Raw genomic sequence first — 15,565 nt, 5'->3', positions numbered from 1 at the left:
ATTAACTCCATCATGCAGTGCTTGTGAATAGGAGTTGTTAGCTGATTTAAGTATGATCGGGGTATAGCGCAGTCTGGTAGCGCGCCTGCTTTGGGAGCAGGATGTCGGGAGTTCGAATCTCTCTACCCCGACCATTTTAAAGATCTTGTTTCATGTTGTTTGTGTAATAGGGTTTTTAGAGAAAAGGATTCGAGCGCCCGTAGCTCAGCTGGATAGAGCAACGGCCTTCTAAGCCGTAGGCCATAGGTTCGAATCCTATCGGGCGCGCCATTTATTAAGTGGTAGAAGCCAGGTAATGGTGGGCGTAGCTCAGTTGGTAGAGCTCCGGATTGTGATTCCGGCGGTCGAGGGTTCGAACCCCTTCGTCCACCCCAACTTTTTGCAAATTGTTGATTTACAACGGGTTGCAAGTTGGTTAGAATACGAAAAAATTGACGATGCGAAAGTGGCGGAATTGGTAGACGCGCTAGATTTAGGTTCTAGTGTCTTGCGGCGTGAGAGTTCGAGTCTCTCCTTTCGCACCAAGTCAAATCTTGGTGTTTCTAAAAAAGCAGTATTTTACCGCAATAAAATATCTGCTGTTTGTTCTCTTCCTTGGTTACATTTATATATAACGAATAATCTGAATATAAATCTTTTCTAGTTTATTACGCTTTCCTGTGAATTATTTTGCGTTTTTGATGTTTTTCATCGATTAAGCACTCTTAAGCCGATTAAAGTGCTTGATATATTCAGGTAGTGATCTTAATATTCGCCCCCAATAATTTTAATGGCTGATACACTGTCTAGATCGATTCGATCACTAGACTGTCTTTCAATCATGTATATAGGTGCTTTAAGCGCGCGTACGCAGATTGGTAGTGGTGTTAGGTCTTCGAGCAAACACGTTATATATAATTGAGGAATGTCCATGCAAGTTTCTGTTGAATCCACGTCTTCCATAGAGCGCCGAATGACGATTGGTGTACCTGCTGATCAGATCGAGCGAGAAGTCGAGGAGCGCCTTCAGAAGACGGCTAAAACAGCACGTATCAACGGTTTTAGACCAGGAAAGGTGCCAGTTAAGGTTGTTAAAAAGCGTTATGGACAAGGCGTACGTCAAGAAGTGATTGGCGAAGTAATGCGTAACTCTTACGTTCAAGCGTTGACTCAAGAGAAAGTTAACCCGGTTGGTTATCCTCGTTTTGAGCCTAAGACAGTTGAAGAAGGTAAGGATCTAGAGTTTATTGCGATTTTTGAAGTGTATCCAGAAATCGAATTGGCTGACTTGTCTGGGCTTAAGTTAGAAACGCCAGTTGCTGAAATTAAAGAAAAAGATATCAAGAACATGATTGATACGCTTCGTCGTCAGCATGGCACACTTAAGTCAGTAAAGCGTAAGTCTAAGAAGAAAGACTTGTTGACGCTTGATTACGTTGGTTATATGGATGGTGAAGCGTTCCAGGGCGGCACAGGTAAAGACCAGAAGATCACTTTGGGTGCCGGTCAAATGATTGCTGGCTTTGAAGACGGTCTGATCGGTTCAAAAGCTGGTGAGTCAGTGACTTTAGAGCTGACTTTCCCTGAAGACTATGCGAACGAAGAGTTGGCAGGTAAAGATGTTAAGTTTGAGGTAGACGTTAAAGTTGTTGAAGATACTGTGCTTCCTGAAATGGATGAAGAGTTCTTCGGTAAATACGGCGTAGACTGCAAAACTGAAGAAGACTTCAGAGCAGAAGTAATTAAGAATATGGAACGTGAGCTTGAAAATGCAGTAAGCAATAAGCTGAAGCAGCAAGTTGTTGAAGGCATGTCTGAAGCAAACGATATCGACGTTCCAGCGTCTATGGTTGAAGAAGAAATTAACCGAATGAAGCAAGAGGCCTTGCAGCAGTTTGGTGGTGGTCAGCAGTTAGATGTTTCTCAGTTGCCTTCTGAGCTATTTAAAGATCAAGCGACTCAGCGTGTTAAAACTGGTTTGTTGTTTGCGGCAGTGGTTAAGGAAAACGAAATTACGCCAGATGCTGAAGCAGTTGATGCCAAGATCCAGGAAATTGCCGGTACTTATGAAACGCCAGCTGAGGTTGTAGAGTTCTATAACCAAAAGGAAAACCGCGCGCAGGTTGAAGCAGTTATTGTAGAAGACGCAGTAGTTGAGTTAGTTAAGTCAAAAGCGAAGGGCAAAAAAGTTAAGATGTCCTACGAAGATGCGGTTAAGCCAGCAGCAGCTCAGCAATAAGAAGCTTAAAAAAAAGAAATATTCGGATGAAAATCTGAATCTCTAATTTTTTTCAGCTACACTTTAAACAGCCAGTTAAATACTGGCTGCTTTTAATTTAAAGCGACGAAAAATAAAGACTGCATATTCAATATGACTTGTCGTAGATATCAAAAAAAGATACCTAGGTCGACACATCAATACTTGTAGCAGGCCAAGCAGAGGAAGAAAGATACGTATGAATTTCCAAGACAATATGGGACAAGGCTCAGGCATTATTACTAATAGTGGTCTCGTGCCAATGGTTATAGAGCAAACTGCACGAGGAGAGCGATCTTTCGATATCTATTCGCGTCTACTAAAAGAGCGCGTTATTTTTATGGTTGGTCAGGTTGAAGATCACATGGCTAACCTTGTTGTTGCTCAGCTGTTGTTTTTGGAATCTGAGAATCCTGACAAAGATATTCACCTCTACATCAATTCACCTGGTGGCTCAGTTACTGCGGGTATGTCTATCTATGACACAATGCAGTTTATCAAGCCGGATGTTTCTACGTTATGTATTGGTCAGGCGTGTAGTATGGGCGCATTGTTGTTGACGGGTGGTGCTCAAGGTAAGCGTCATTGTCTTCCTCATTCGCGAATGATGATTCACCAACCTTTAGGTGGTTATCAGGGGCAGGCGACTGATATTGAGATTCATACTAAAGAAATTCTAACGATTCGTGATAAGCTGAATAAAATTATGGCTGAACATACAGGCCGTGATATCGAAGAAGTTGCTCAAGATACAGATCGTGACAATTTTATGGATGGTGCTGAGGCAGTAGAATATGGTTTAATTGACTCAGTGATTGAAAAGCGTCCGTCGGCAGAGTAGTAGTGAGGGGCACTTGCCTGGGAAGATAGAGCTTAAGCTGCTCGAATAGGACTTCTCAGGCGATTAAATGAATATCGCGCAGCGGTAAGAGCCGCTTCATTGCGCGCAGGCGTTCGAAGAGGCGCTTTGTACAGTAAGTAGGAAATCTGATGACCGATGAAAAAAACGGTAAGGGCGGAGATAACGGTAAATTACTTTACTGCTCCTTTTGTGGCAAAAGTCAGCATGAAGTGAGAAAACTGATTGCAGGCCCATCTGTCTTTATCTGTGATGAATGTGTAGACCTCTGTAACGATATTATTCGTGAAGAGGTGCAGGAGACAGCTTCTGAGGAAGCTAGTGATAGACTACCTGTACCGCAAGAAATTAAAGAAACGCTTGACGACTATGTGATTGGGCAGGAGAGAGCTAAAGTAGTTCTTTCTGTTGCTGTTTATAACCATTATAAGCGTCTGAAGTTCGACAATGCTAAGTCTGATATTGAGCTGGGCAAGAGTAATATCTTGCTGATTGGCCCAACGGGTAGTGGTAAAACGCTATTGGCCGAGACGCTAGCGCGCTTATTGAATGTTCCATTTACGATTGCTGATGCAACCACGCTGACAGAAGCCGGTTACGTTGGTGAAGACGTCGAGAACATTATTCAGAAGCTTCTGCAAAAGTGCGATTACGACGTAGAGAAAGCGCAGCGCGGAATTGTTTATATTGATGAAATCGACAAGATTTCTCGTAAGTCTGATAACCCTTCAATTACACGAGATGTGTCAGGTGAAGGTGTGCAACAGGCTTTGCTTAAGTTGATCGAAGGTACGGTTGCTTCGGTTCCTCCTCAGGGTGGACGTAAGCATCCTCAGCAAGAATTCTTGCAGGTTGATACAACTAATATGCTGTTTATCTGTGGCGGTGCCTTTGCAGGCCTGGATAAGGTTATTGCTGATCGTTCTGAGAAGAGTGGAATTGGCTTTGGTGCATCGGTTAAGAGTAAGGATGCAGAGCGTAAGGTTGGTGAGACGCTAAAAGAAGTCGAAACCGAAGACTTGGTTAAGTATGGTTTGATTCCTGAGTTTGTTGGTCGTTTGCCGGTGATTGCAACGCTAAACGAGCTTGATGAAGCTGCGTTAATGCAAATTTTGACAGAGCCTAAGAACTCGCTCTCTAAGCAATATCAAAAGCTTTTTGAAATGGAAGGCGTTGAAATTGATTTTAGGGAAGAGGCGCTTCGTGCTGTTGCCAATAAGGCAATGGAAAGAAAGACTGGTGCTCGTGGCTTAAGGTCGATTTTGGAGAATGTTTTACTCGATACTATGTATCACATTCCATCCGAGTCGGGCATAAGCAAGGTTGTTATTGATGAAAATACCATCAATGGTGAGTCTGAACCGATCAAGATCTACGATAATGGTGAACAGGCAAAAGCCTTGCCTGACAGCTAAGTTCGACTAAAATCGATAAAACCATGTCCATGAAGGTGGGCATGGTTTTTTTTTACCTGGCTGATATGGAAAAGTTCTAATATTCTCGCCCGGTTTGTCTTGTATTTAAAAAATATAGCCCCACTTATGAGTCAAAGCATCTATTTGTGATTGAGGAATTGTATGTCTGATCAAGATAAAAGCACGGAATCAGAAAGCGTTGAAAAAGATATCGTGATAACTGCGCCGGAAGGCCATATCCCCATGTTGCCCTTGAGGGATGTCGTTGTCTTTCCGCATATGGTGATTCCTCTTTTCGTTGGTAGAGAAAAGTCTATTATGGCGCTTGAAGCGGCCATGGCTTCTGACAAGAAGCTTCTCTTACTCACACAAAAAACTGCCATCGAAGACGATCCGTCAATCGATGAATTATATTCCGTTGGTACGGTTGCAAATATATTGCAAATGTTAAAGCTGCCCGATGGTACGGTTAAAGTGCTGATCGAAGGTGAGTACCGAGTCAGTGTTGATCGGGTTGCTTCAGAAGAGTTCTTGTCAGCAAAAACGAGTGAGCTGGAAGAGTCTCACCCAGAGCAGTCTGAGTTTCAGGGGCTTGTGCAAACCTTAATGTCTCAGTTTGAAAAGCTGAGTAAGGTGAGTAAAAAAATTCCTGCTGAAATCGTCTCGTCGTTAACGAATATTTCTGACCCTATTAGGTTGATCGATACCGTTGCTGCTCATTTGGAACTCAAAATAGCCGATAAGCAGGATGTTCTGGAAGAGTTGAATGTCGGGCAGCGTGCAGAAATGTTGTTAGCTGTTATCGAAGGCGAGCTTGATCTGATTCAGGTCGAGAAGCGCATTCGTGGTCGTGTTAAGAAGCAAATGGAAAAGAGTCAGCGCGAGTACTACCTGAATGAGCAAATGAAAGCTATCCAGAAAGAAATGGGAGCGATCAACGAAGGTGGTAACGAGTTCGAAGAGCTGGAAAACAAAATTCAAACGGTTGGCATGAGTGCAGAGGCCAAGAAGAAGGCTGAAGCAGAGCTTAAGAAGTTGAAGATGATGTCACCGATGTCTTCAGAGGCATCAGTTGTGCGAGGCTATGTTGAGTGGCTTGTAAATCTTCCCTGGAAGAAGAAAAGTAAAGTTCGACACGATATCGTTAAGGCAAGAGAAATTCTTGATGCAGACCACTATGGCCTAGAAGAGGTCAAAGACCGCATTATCGAATATTTAGCGGTACAGAGCCGGGTTAAGAAGCTTAAAGGGCCGGTATTGTGCTTGGTTGGGCCTCCTGGTGTAGGTAAAACCTCCTTGGGGCAATCTATTGCGAAGGCAACAAACCGAAAATATACCCGTGTTGCACTGGGTGGTGTGCGTGATGAAGCAGAGATTCGTGGTCATCGCCGAACTTATATCGGTTCAATGCCAGGTAAACTGATTCAGAAGCTTTCTAAAGTCGAAGTGAAGAACCCGCTGTTCTTGTTTGATGAAATCGATAAATTGGGTGCTGATCATCGTGGTGACCCGGCTTCGGCTTTGCTTGAGGTGTTAGATCCAGAACAAAATCATACCTTTAATGATCACTATCTAGAAGTAGATTATGATTTGTCCGATGTTATGTTTGTCTGTACCTCAAACTCAATGAACATCCCTCCGGCCTTGCTTGATCGTATGGAGGTTATCCGTATTCCGGGTTACACCGAAGATGAAAAGATCAATATCGCGCAAAAATACCTGATCCCGAAACAGATCAAAGATAATGGCCTGAAAAAAGGTGAGCTCGCTATTGCCGAAGATGCAATAAGAGATGTGATTCGTTATTACACCAAAGAAGCGGGTGTTCGAGGGCTGGAGCGAGAGCTTGCTAAAGTTTGTCGCAAGGTAGTGAAGGAAATTCTAGAGTCTAAAGAGGCTATTGAGATTACCGTAGATAGCAAAAATATCGATCAGTACTTAGGTGTGCGCAAATTTAGTTACGGCATGGCTGATGAAAAGGACCGGGTAGGGCAGGTTACTGGTCTGGCATGGACGCAGGTTGGCGGCGAGTTGTTGTCAATTGAATGTAGTACTGTGCCGGGTAAAGGTAAGGTTGTTCGGACGGGGTCTTTGGGTGATGTAATGCTGGAGTCAATACAAGCTGCTATGACTGTTGTAAGAAGTCGAGCTGGCGGCTTTTATATCGATGACAACTTTCATGAAAAGCATGATATTCATGTCCATGTTCCTGAAGGTGCGACGCCAAAAGATGGGCCGAGTGCGGGTATCGCAATGTGCACGGCAATGGTTTCCTCATTTACTGGCATTCCAGTTCGTGCAGACGTTGCGATGACAGGTGAAATAACCTTGCGTGGTCAGGTCCTTGCTATTGGTGGCTTGAAAGAAAAGTTATTAGCGGCACATAGAGGTGGAATAAAACTAGTTCTAATTCCTCAAGAAAATGAAAAAGACTTGAAGGAAATTCCGGATAATATTAAAGCAGACCTCGAAATTGTACCGGTTAAGTGGATTGACGAAGTTTTAGAGCGCGCTTTGGCGTATTCTCCCGAAAGTGATGAACACAAGGAAAAAATGCTGCAAAAGTCCGAAAAAGAAGGTTCAGAGGTGAAAGATGAGGCTTCTGAGAGAATAAATACACATTAGGCGCTCAGGCTGCTTGACAGGGCTTTCGCTCAGTTGGTATAAAACAGTCTGACGTCAGGCAGCAGTAATTTAGGGGGCTCCGACCTGTCATGTGATATTTGTTAGTTGTCTTTTTGAGTATCAAAGATACAATTGACGAATGTTTTTAAAAGTGTAAGATTTCTAAGAATCAAAAAGCACATCATTATAAATTATATACAGAGATTACCTTGCAGCATTCTGCGAAAGTCTCGTATGTTTACAGTTATCTCAAAAGGGGTTTAGTGTGAATAAGTCTGAACTAATTGATGCAATTGCAGAATCTGCAGACATTTCTAAAGCAGCCGCTGGTCGTGCTATCGACGCGGTTGTAGAATCAGTTACAAATGCACTTAAAGAAGGTGATCAGGTAACGTTGATTGGTTTTGGTACCTTCTCTGTGAAAGATCGTGCAGCAAGAACTGGTCGTAACCCACAGACTGGTGCAGAAATTCAAATCGCTGCTGCCAAGATTCCTAGCTTTAAAGCTGGTAAAGGCCTAAAGGATGCAGTAAACGGCTAGTAAGCTGTTTGTTGAATCGGCTTACTTTAGTAAGTTAGAAAAAAGCCGCTCTTAGCGGCTTTTTTTGTGCCTGTAATTCGTGAATTGCTAAGTGAGTCGGAATGATTTGGGGTGTTTTGACAGTACCTGGCATAAATCTAATATGGGGCTAAACTTAAAGGATAAGCAAAAGGAGGATGTTCGCTTTGAGTACGGCAAAGATATTGTTAGTAGAAGATAATGCAGGTGAAGAAGAGTTGGCTTTGTTTGCGCTTAAAAAAGCGGGCGTAGAGCAGAAAGATGTTGTCATTGTTAGGGATGGGCAAGAGGCGATTGATTACCTGTGTGGAAAGCGGCAGTACGCTGGCCAGCAGTTCGACCCTGAGATAAGGGTGGTTTTCCTCGATTTGAATTTGCCAAAAGTTCATGGTCTGGATGTGTTGAAAGAGCTTCGTCACAACCCGGACACTCAATGCCTACCTGTTGTCATCCTAACCTCCTCCGATGAAGAGAGAGATGTTCAGGAAAGTTATCGGGCCGGCGCAAACAGCTATATTCAAAAGTCTTTTGATATAAATGAATTTAAAGACAATATCTCAGCACTTCGGAATTATTGGTTAGACATTAACCTTTCTCCGGTATCAAGGTAGCTATATGCATTTAGTGGAAGGTAAGATTATACGAATATTAATCGTCGATGACTCCGAAGACGATGTCAGGTTCAACCTTGAGTGATCAGTCATTTTTTGATGATATCAAGATCTGGCAAAAAGAATATGACCTGCTGCCTCAGAGAATTTGTTTTGAAATTACAGAAACCTCTGCAATCGATAACCTGGTTGATGCGGTAGAGTTTATTAATGAAATTAGAGGGCTAGGCTTTAAGTTTGCGCTAGATGATTTTGGTGTTGGTTTGAGCTCTTTTTCTTATCTTAAAACGATTCCTGTCGACTTCCTGAAGATTGATGGGAGCTTTGTTAAGAATATGTTGAGCGACAGTATTGATAGAGGGATTGTGGAGTCGTGCAATATGATAGCGCACGCAGCGGGTCTAGAGACGATCGCAGAGTTTGTTGAGGATGATGCGACTTGCGAAGCGCTAAGAGAAATTGGAATAGACTTTGCTCAAGGATTTGGCATCGTGATGCCTGGCCCCTTACCTGATCAAGAGTCAAGCTAATAAGCGTGAACCCTCCGTCGCTTCCATTCTATGCTTGACCAAATCTTAAAAAAACTCGTTAATTTCTTAAACGGTCTTAACACCTTGTTTGTTCTGCCGTCACTGGTCTTACTTGTAATTAGTGACGTTATTTTGCGTTCATTATTTTCCTCTCCCATTGCTTGGGCTCACGAATTGTCGGGTTTGCTGCTACTCAGCATGTTCTTTATTAGCGATTCCAAAGTGTATAGAGGGCCATGAATTATTGAGTGTTGACCTGCTTTACCAAGCCTTGTCGGCTTCTAAGCAACGCTCCCTAAAATGCGCTTCATATGTTTTCTTGGTTTTGTTCTCGCTACTTGTCGTTTGGCAGGCGGTGTTGGGCGCGATAGATAGCTATACCTATGAAGATCAAGCTTATACTATCGACATACCTTATTGGCCTTTCTATGCCTTGATGGCTTTTATCGGGCTTGTGACAACGCTTCAATCATTGAGTTTGCTATGGGCTAGTCTAGATTCAAGTCAAACCAAAGAGGGGCATTCGTGAACCCTGAAAGTGTTGGCCTGTTGGCCATGGCCTGCTTGCTTATATTAATCGCTCTACGTGTACCGATTGCTATCGCTTTGATAGCGGTAGGGCTGCTTGGAAATGTCTACCTTCAGAGCTTTGAGTCGGCTATCGTTCAGTTTCAGTTGGTTAGTTGGGAAGTCGCCAGTAACTTTGTATTGGTGACCTTACCTATATTTGTTTGGATGGGAGCTTTAGCTCAAACAACGGGCTTGGGTAAAGATCTTTTCTATTGCTTTAACCGCTGGTTCGGGCGAATTCCCGGTGGCTTGGCGATCACATCTATCAGCTGCTCAGCAACCTTTGGTGCGGTCACAGGCTCTAGTGTTGCAACAGTCACAGCAATGGGCAAAATGCTGATGCCAGAGATGCGTCGTTACGGCTATAACCAAAGGCTTGCGACTGGCTCAATCGCAGCAGCCGGTGTGCTCGCCATTCTTATTCCTCCGAGTATCCCTTTGGTCTTTTACGCGGCCTGGACGGAAACCTCGCTAGGCGACCTGTTTATAGCGGGTATTATTCCGGGAATTCTATTAGCTTTGATGTTTGGTCTATATGTCATGATTCGCTGTAAGCTCAAGCCCGAACTGGCACCCGGTGGTGAGCATTACTCGGTGGCAGAGCGGATCAAGGCGCTACCAAAACTCCTGCCGGCATTGTCACTAATGCTTATTGTTTTGGGTGGTATTTACGGAGGCTATGCAACGCCAACAGAGGCCGCGGGTATTGGTTTGGCTTGGGTATTCGTTATTGCCTTATTTCGCGGACGCTTAAGTGCAATGATTCTGAAAGAAAGTTTGGGCCAAAGCGTTTCGCTGAGCGGCAACATCTTTTTGTTATTCTTAGGAGGCGTATTCTTTAGCCGCTTCATGGCGCAGACTGACGTGACTCAGTTCTTGATAGAATCCATCGCCGGGTGGAGTGATTCGTCCTTCTTGATAATGTTAGCGCTATTGCTCTTGTATCTGGTGCTCGGGGCTGTATTAGACACCTTTGGGATGATTATCCTCACCTTGCCTTTTGTCTTCCCTTTGGTGACCTCTTTAGGATATGACCCGGTCTGGTTTGGTATTTTTATCGTTATGATGATTGAGCTATCGCTGATTACGCCGCCAATCGGTATCAATGTATTTGTAATGCAGCGCGTTGCTCCGGATATACCCTTAACAACTGTATTTAAGGGTGCCTTACCATTTGTAGTAATAAGTTTGGTTATGGTACTACTACTGCTGATCTTCCCTGAAATAGCTTTGTGGTTGCCCGGGCAAATGAAAGATTAGAGTTTCTCTACTCTTGGTGTCCTCTGTGGTTCATCGGTTTATCACTTCAAGATCAAAACATAAAACACGGTTCACCACAGAGGTCACAGAGAGGCCTGCGGCCTACACCGAGAAAAGATAAAAAGGTTTTTAGGGTGTCTTAATCCCTTCCTCTGTGCAGCGAAGCGCTCGGTGTCCTCTGTGGTTTAAGCCTTTCCCTGCGTATCGTGCTTGTTATAAGCCTCTACAATTCGTTGAACAATAGGGTGTCTGACAACATCAGATGGGCGGAAGTGGATGCTGCTGATGCCTTTTACTCCATTCAAAACGCGCTGAGCCTGAGCTAAGCCCGACATCGCGTGTTTAGGTAGGTCGGTTTGGGTTAGGTCACCCGTAATAACGGCTGTTGAGCCAAAACCAATTCGGGTCAGGAACATCTTCATTTGTTCGGGCGTGGTGTTCTGGCTTTCGTCCAAAATAATAAAAGCATTATTAAGTGTTCGGCCGCGCATAAAGGCGAGTGGTGCGACTTCTATGATGTTCTTATCCATGAGCTTGGCGACTTGGTCGAAGCCTAGCATTTCATATAGCGCGTCATAGAGAGGGCGCAAGTAAGGGTCAACTTTCTGAGCCAGGTCGCCAGGCAGAAAGCCAAGCTTTTCTCCTGCTTCAACTGCGGGCCGAACGAGCAGAATGCGCTTAACTTCTTCGTTATTTAGCGCTTCTACAGCACAAGCAACAGCAAGGTAGGTTTTGCCAGTACCAGCAGGGCCTAAGCCAAAATTAATATCATGCTGCTTAATGTTAGCAACATATTGGCACTGGTTCTCGCCGCGAGGTTTAACTTGGCTTCGAGGTGTTTTGATTAGTCGAGCTTCTTCTGATAGCTCGCTCGAAATAGCATCAACGCCAAACTCCTGAACAAAGAGGTGAACCATTTCAAGGCTAATGCTCGAATTATCCTCGGTCTCTCGATATAGGTGTCTGATTATCTCTAGCGCCGCTTGGGATGCTTCAGCTTTTTCGCCACGTATTTTGAAAACAGCGCCCCGATAGCTGATCTTAACATCTAGACGCATTTCTAGGTGTTTGATGTTTTCATCAAATTGGCCGCACAAACAGGCGAGGCGGTCATTATCAAAAGGCGTCAGTGCAACTTCTTTGATGGTGATGGAGCCAGTGCTCGTTGTTTTGACTTTATCGTCAGGCTGCTTGTCTTGCCGTCTGGCTAACTTTTCTTTTTTAGTAGTCTTGCTCATCGACTCTTTCACCACGTAATGAATTTGCGTAAGCATCGGTAATCTTCACGTCGATAAAGCGCCCGATCAAGGCACTATCTGAGCGGTCTTGCTTCGCTTTGAAGTTCACAACACGGTTATTTTCGGTTCGGCCTTGGAGCTCCCCGGGGTCTTTCTTAGAAAAACCTGTGACCAGAATTCGTTCGGTATTACCGACCATTTTTCGGCTAATATCTTGAGCTTGTTGAAGAATGCGCTGCTGCAGAATTTGCAGTCGTTGTTTTTTAACTTCTTCGCTTGTTTCATCAGGTAAATCTGCTGCTGGTGTACCCGGGCGCGCGCTATAGATAAAACTAAAAGAAGCGTCAAAGCCAACGTCATTGATCAGCTTCATGGTGTCTTCAAAGTCTTTCTCGGTTTCGCCAGGGAAGCCAATGATAAAGTCTGAAGAGATACTAATATCAGGGCGGTGCTTACGTATACGGCGAATTTTAGATTTGTACTCTAATGCCATATGGCCGCGCTTCATCGCATTCAATATTCTGTCTGAGCCGCTTTGAACAGGTAGGTGAAGGTGGCTTACCAGCTCAGGAGTATCGGCATAAACGTCGATAAGTGAGTCACTGAACTCAACCGGATGCGACGTTGTAAAACGAATTCGGTCAATGCCTTCAATGGCTGCGGTTAGTGTGATTAACTCAGCAAGATCCATCATGTCGCCATCGTGTGTTTCACCTTGGTAGGCGTTAACGTTTTGGCCGAGTAAGTTTATTTCACGCACACCTTGAGTAGCAAGGTGGGAGATTTCTGCCAGTACGTCATCAACAGGGCGGCTAACTTCCTCACCTCGCGTGTAAGGCACAACACAAAAAGTACAATACTTGCTACAGCCTTCCATAATTGAAACAAACGCAGAAGGGCCATTTATACCGGGAGCAGGGAGGTGGTCAAACTTTTCAACTTCAGGGAAGCTGATGTCGACCACGCCTACATCAGTTGTTTTTGATGCGTCGATCATCTCTGGTAGGCGATGAAGCGTTTGTGGGCCAAAGATCACGTCTACAAAAGGCGCGCGAGAACGAATCGCTTCACCTTCCTGACTGGCAACGCAACCACCAACGCCGATAGTTAGTTCCGGGTTGCTTTCCTTAAGCTTCTTCCAGCGACCAAGCTGGTGAAAGACCTTTTCCTGTGCTTTTTCACGAATAGAGCAGGTATTAAGAAGAATGATGTCAGCATCACTCTCGTTCTCGGTTAACTCAACTTTATGACTGTCTTGCAGTAAGTCTGTCATGCGAGATGAATCATACTCGTTCATCTGGCAGCCGTGAGTTTTAATAAAAAGCTTCTTGGTCGTGGTGTCGGTCATCTAAATATCAATCGCTTGCGAAAAGAGTTGCTTAAAAAATAGGCGGCAGATTATACATCTAAGCAGGCAGTGGGTGTAGTTTTTTCTGTCGCTAAAGACTGCCCTTAAAGATCAAAACACAAAAGACGGTTCACCACCGAGGGCACAGAGAGGCCTGCGGCCTACACAGAGAAAAGATAAAAACAGAGAAAAGATAAAAGCCTTTTTAGGTGTGTCTCCATCTCTTCCTCTGTGCAGCGAAGCGCCCGGTGTCCTCTGTGGTTCTTCGGTTTATCCCTTAAAGATCAAAACACAAAAGACGGTTCACCACAGAGGGCACAGAGCGGCCTGCGGCCTACACAGAGAAAAGATAAAAACAGAGAAAAGATAAAAGCCTTTTTAGGTGTGTCTCCATCTCTTCCTCTGTGTAGCGAAGCGCTCGGTGTCCTCTGTGGTTTAAGTTCTTTTCGCTTTTACCTTTAAGTGCAAAACCCCTATAATGCCCAGCCATAGAATCAACCACTAAAAAGTCTAATTCGTGTCTATCAAATCTAAGCTTCTCAGCACCCTTGTAATGTCCCTTTCTCTTGTTATGGCTGCCACGGTAAACGCTGCGCCATGGATTGATGTAGGTGACCTTAGGCTTCGAAATAATCTTCAGCTACTCAATGATGCAGAAGTGATCGATATCTCTTTAACGACCTGGCCGCTTATGTGGGCAGATGTAAAAAATGCACTAGCAGAAGCTGATCACTCGAAGCTCAATTCAGCACAAAAAACTGCGATTAGAGAATTACGCTTTGAGCTACGTAAGCAGACTAAGTCCGGTATTAAAAAAAGCCTTGAAGTGACAGCGGGCAGTGCTAGGCCATTATTAAGAGATTTTGGTTCTTTCCAGCAAGAAAAAGGAGAGATCCATAAAACAATGGAAGGTGATAGTGAAAGCTTTGCCTTCAGGCTTCAAGCTAATGTCATGACAGACCCTGGTGATGATGCCGTCCAGACAGACTTTTATGGCTCCTATTTGGCTGGCGTGCTGGGCGGTCGTGATGGCAACTGGGTATTGGGTGTTGGCGCAGTCGATCAATGGTGGGGCGCGGGTTCTCAGTCGAGTTTGATCCTGACAAATAATGCCGAGCCGGTGCCGAGCGTATTCTTAAGAACCAAGCAGGGGCAAACCTTTGAAACACCATTGCTTTCTTGGTTAGGAGAGTGGCAATTTGTATCTTATATTGGTCAGCTAGAAAGTGAGCGTACAATACCTGAGGCAAAACTTACTGGCATGCGTTTTACCTTTAGGCCGTTGAAAGGTCTTGAATTTGGTATGTCCCGTGCGATGCAGTGGGGTGGAGAAGGGCGTGATGAAGACTTGTCTACCTTCTGGAAGTCGCTTACTTCGCAGGGTGAAAATACAGCCAAGCAAGCGGGGAATCAGTTGGCTGGCTTCGATGTACGTTATGGCTTTGCATTGACTGATACGCTGGGTGCGGCCTTCCACGCACAAACAATTGGTGAAGACGAAGCGGGCTATATGCCATCGCGACGCACCCATCAAGCGGGCGTTCAACTTTCCCAAACACTAGAAGATAGCGCTTTCCTAAAGTACGAGTTGGAATACGCAAATACCATTGCGGATGGCTTTGAGACAGTATTTTATAATACCACCTATGAACATAGTCTTTATGAAAGTGGCTATCGCTATCATGGGCGTACGCTTGGTGCTAGTTTTGATAATGACTCAGAGGTTTTGTCCTTCGGGATGAGTCTTCAAAATGGTGATGGTTCGCTTTGGAGTGCGCGTGCCAGCTATTTACAGTTAAATGAAGATGGTGGCGTCAGAGGAAATGGGGTTTCTCTGAGTGCTCAATCACTTTATATGGCGGAATTTTATCACCAGTGTTTCATCTTTGATGGCCGTTTCAAAGCAGGGCTGACTTACCTAAGTAAAGACGTTGATACAGCGTTTACGTATGTAGAGCGCTTAGCTGCTTCGGTCTCATGGGAGTATCGATACTAGGGCTTGTGAAGTGTAAAAGCAGGCCTGTCATGCTATTATTCGCTTAGTCTAACGACAAGGCTTTTACCAATGATTATCAAGGAGGATAAGAGAATGGATAAAACAAAAGTGGACGATATGCTAATTCAAATGATACAGCCCAAACTCGAAGAGATTGAAACCCGCTTCTCAAACGGTGAGGGCCTAAGTAGTGAAGATATCAATACACTGCTGCTTAAGTCGCAATATAATCATATCAATCATTTAGATGAAAAATTAAATGAAGTGACCGATAGTGTGGCAAGCCTTAAAGGTGAATTTGCTGGCTTGAAAGGTGAA

General features: G+C 44.4%; 13 protein-coding genes and 4 tRNA genes. 15 read left to right on the top strand and 2 right to left on the bottom strand.

The annotated features are described in order from the left end of the window. The first annotated feature begins 57 nt into the window (after nt 1-57). From A3766_RS28420 to A3766_RS28355, 13 genes are all read left to right on the top strand, one after another. Nucleotides 58-134: transfer RNA gene (locus A3766_RS28420), tRNA-Pro, on the top strand. Nucleotides 135-193: 59 nt separating this feature from the next. Further along, nucleotides 194-270, top strand: a tRNA-Arg gene (locus tag A3766_RS28415). Nucleotides 271-298: 28 nt separating this feature from the next. Next, a tRNA-His gene (locus A3766_RS28410) sits at nt 299-374 on the top strand. Nucleotides 375-439: 65 nt separating this feature from the next. Continuing rightward, nucleotides 440-524: transfer RNA gene (locus tag A3766_RS28405), tRNA-Leu, on the top strand. Nucleotides 525-910: 386 nt separating this feature from the next. Further along, nucleotides 911-2,218 carry a trigger factor gene (gene tig, locus A3766_RS28400; protein WP_068506898.1) on the top strand — a complete coding sequence of 436 codons (1,308 nt, stop codon included), beginning with the start codon at nt 911-913 and terminating at the stop codon, nt 2,216-2,218. A gap of 217 nt (nt 2,219-2,435) precedes the next feature. Beyond that, nucleotides 2,436-3,077 (top strand): ATP-dependent Clp endopeptidase proteolytic subunit ClpP, encoded by a 642-nt coding sequence (clpP, locus tag A3766_RS28395; protein WP_304438895.1) that lies wholly within the window; start codon nt 2,436-2,438, stop codon nt 3,075-3,077. Nucleotides 3,078-3,226: 149 nt separating this feature from the next. Continuing rightward, nucleotides 3,227-4,510, top strand: coding sequence for an ATP-dependent Clp protease ATP-binding subunit ClpX (clpX, locus tag A3766_RS28390; RefSeq protein ID WP_068506896.1), 1,284 nt, complete (start codon nt 3,227-3,229; stop codon nt 4,508-4,510). 243 nt (nt 4,511-4,753) lie between these two features. Beyond that, entirely contained in the window at nt 4,754-7,135 is a 2,382-nt protein-coding gene (gene lon / locus A3766_RS28385; RefSeq protein ID WP_068554104.1) for an endopeptidase La, read from the top strand. 265 nt (nt 7,136-7,400) lie between these two features. After that, entirely contained in the window at nt 7,401-7,676 is a 276-nt protein-coding gene (hupB, locus tag A3766_RS28380) for a nucleoid-associated protein HU-beta (protein WP_068506893.1), read from the top strand. Nucleotides 7,677-7,861: 185 nt separating this feature from the next. Beyond that, nucleotides 7,862-8,305: a response regulator gene (locus A3766_RS28375; protein ID WP_068634577.1), complete on the top strand. Its 444-nt coding sequence runs from the start codon at nt 7,862-7,864 to the stop codon at nt 8,303-8,305. A 62-nt stretch (nt 8,306-8,367) separates the two neighbouring features. Next, nucleotides 8,368-8,835, top strand: coding sequence for an EAL domain-containing protein (locus A3766_RS28370; RefSeq protein WP_068553721.1), 468 nt, complete (start codon nt 8,368-8,370; stop codon nt 8,833-8,835). Nucleotides 8,836-8,956: 121 nt separating this feature from the next. After that, the gene (locus tag A3766_RS28360; protein ID WP_082865269.1) at nt 8,957-9,364 is read left to right on the top strand and encodes a TRAP transporter small permease; all 408 of its coding nucleotides are present in this window, start codon (nt 8,957-8,959) and stop codon (nt 9,362-9,364) included. After that, the gene (locus tag A3766_RS28355; protein WP_068634575.1) at nt 9,361-10,665 is read left to right on the top strand and encodes a TRAP transporter large permease; all 1,305 of its coding nucleotides are present in this window, start codon (nt 9,361-9,363) and stop codon (nt 10,663-10,665) included. The genes A3766_RS28360 and A3766_RS28355 overlap by 4 nt, the downstream gene beginning before the upstream one ends. Nucleotides 10,666-10,850: 185 nt before the next feature. On the opposite strand, the gene A3766_RS28350 is transcribed toward A3766_RS28355, so the two are convergent. Then, on the bottom strand, nt 10,851-11,903 hold the full coding sequence (locus A3766_RS28350) for a PhoH family protein (protein ID WP_082865270.1): 1,053 nt from the start codon (nt 11,901-11,903) through the stop codon (nt 10,851-10,853). Next, the gene (miaB, locus tag A3766_RS28345; RefSeq protein WP_068510764.1) at nt 11,887-13,251 is read right to left on the bottom strand and encodes a tRNA (N6-isopentenyl adenosine(37)-C2)-methylthiotransferase MiaB; all 1,365 of its coding nucleotides are present in this window, start codon (nt 13,249-13,251) and stop codon (nt 11,887-11,889) included. The genes A3766_RS28350 and miaB overlap by 17 nt, the downstream gene beginning before the upstream one ends. A gap of 553 nt (nt 13,252-13,804) precedes the next feature. Here miaB and A3766_RS28340 point away from each other — a divergent pair. Together A3766_RS28340 and A3766_RS28335 are read left to right on the top strand one after the other, a co-directional pair. Continuing rightward, a complete protein-coding gene (locus A3766_RS28340) occupies nt 13,805-15,247 on the top strand; it encodes a capsule assembly Wzi family protein (protein WP_068634325.1) in 1,443 nt (480 codons plus the stop codon). Nucleotides 15,248-15,340: 93 nt separating this feature from the next. Further along, nucleotides 15,341-15,565: hypothetical protein (locus tag A3766_RS28335; RefSeq protein WP_156509220.1), on the top strand; the 225-nt coding region annotated here is incomplete at its 3' end.

The sequence above is a fragment of the Oleiphilus sp. HI0132 genome (assembly GCF_001635845.1).
This window is presented reverse-complemented; position numbering and strand designations above follow the sequence as displayed.

Bases quoted from the DNA above. Each gene is read 5' to 3' on its own strand.
- tig (WP_068506898.1), top strand. From the start codon at position 911: ATGCAAGTTTCTGTTGAATCCACGTCTTCCATAGAGCGCCGAATGACG.
- clpP (WP_304438895.1), top strand. From the start codon at position 2,436: ATGAATTTCCAAGACAATATGGGACAAGGCTCAGGCATTATTACTAAT.
- clpX (WP_068506896.1), top strand. From the start codon at position 3,227: ATGACCGATGAAAAAAACGGTAAGGGCGGAGATAACGGTAAATTACTT.
- lon (WP_068554104.1), top strand. From the start codon at position 4,754: ATGTTGCCCTTGAGGGATGTCGTTGTCTTTCCGCATATGGTGATTCCT.
- A3766_RS28370 (WP_068553721.1), top strand. From the start codon at position 8,368: ATGTCAGGTTCAACCTTGAGTGATCAGTCATTTTTTGATGATATCAAG.
- A3766_RS28350 (WP_082865270.1), bottom strand. From the start codon at position 11,903: ATGAGCAAGACTACTAAAAAAGAAAAGTTAGCCAGACGGCAAGACAAG.
- miaB (WP_068510764.1), bottom strand. From the start codon at position 13,251: ATGACCGACACCACGACCAAGAAGCTTTTTATTAAAACTCACGGCTGC.
- A3766_RS28340 (WP_068634325.1), top strand. From the start codon at position 13,805: ATGTCCCTTTCTCTTGTTATGGCTGCCACGGTAAACGCTGCGCCATGG.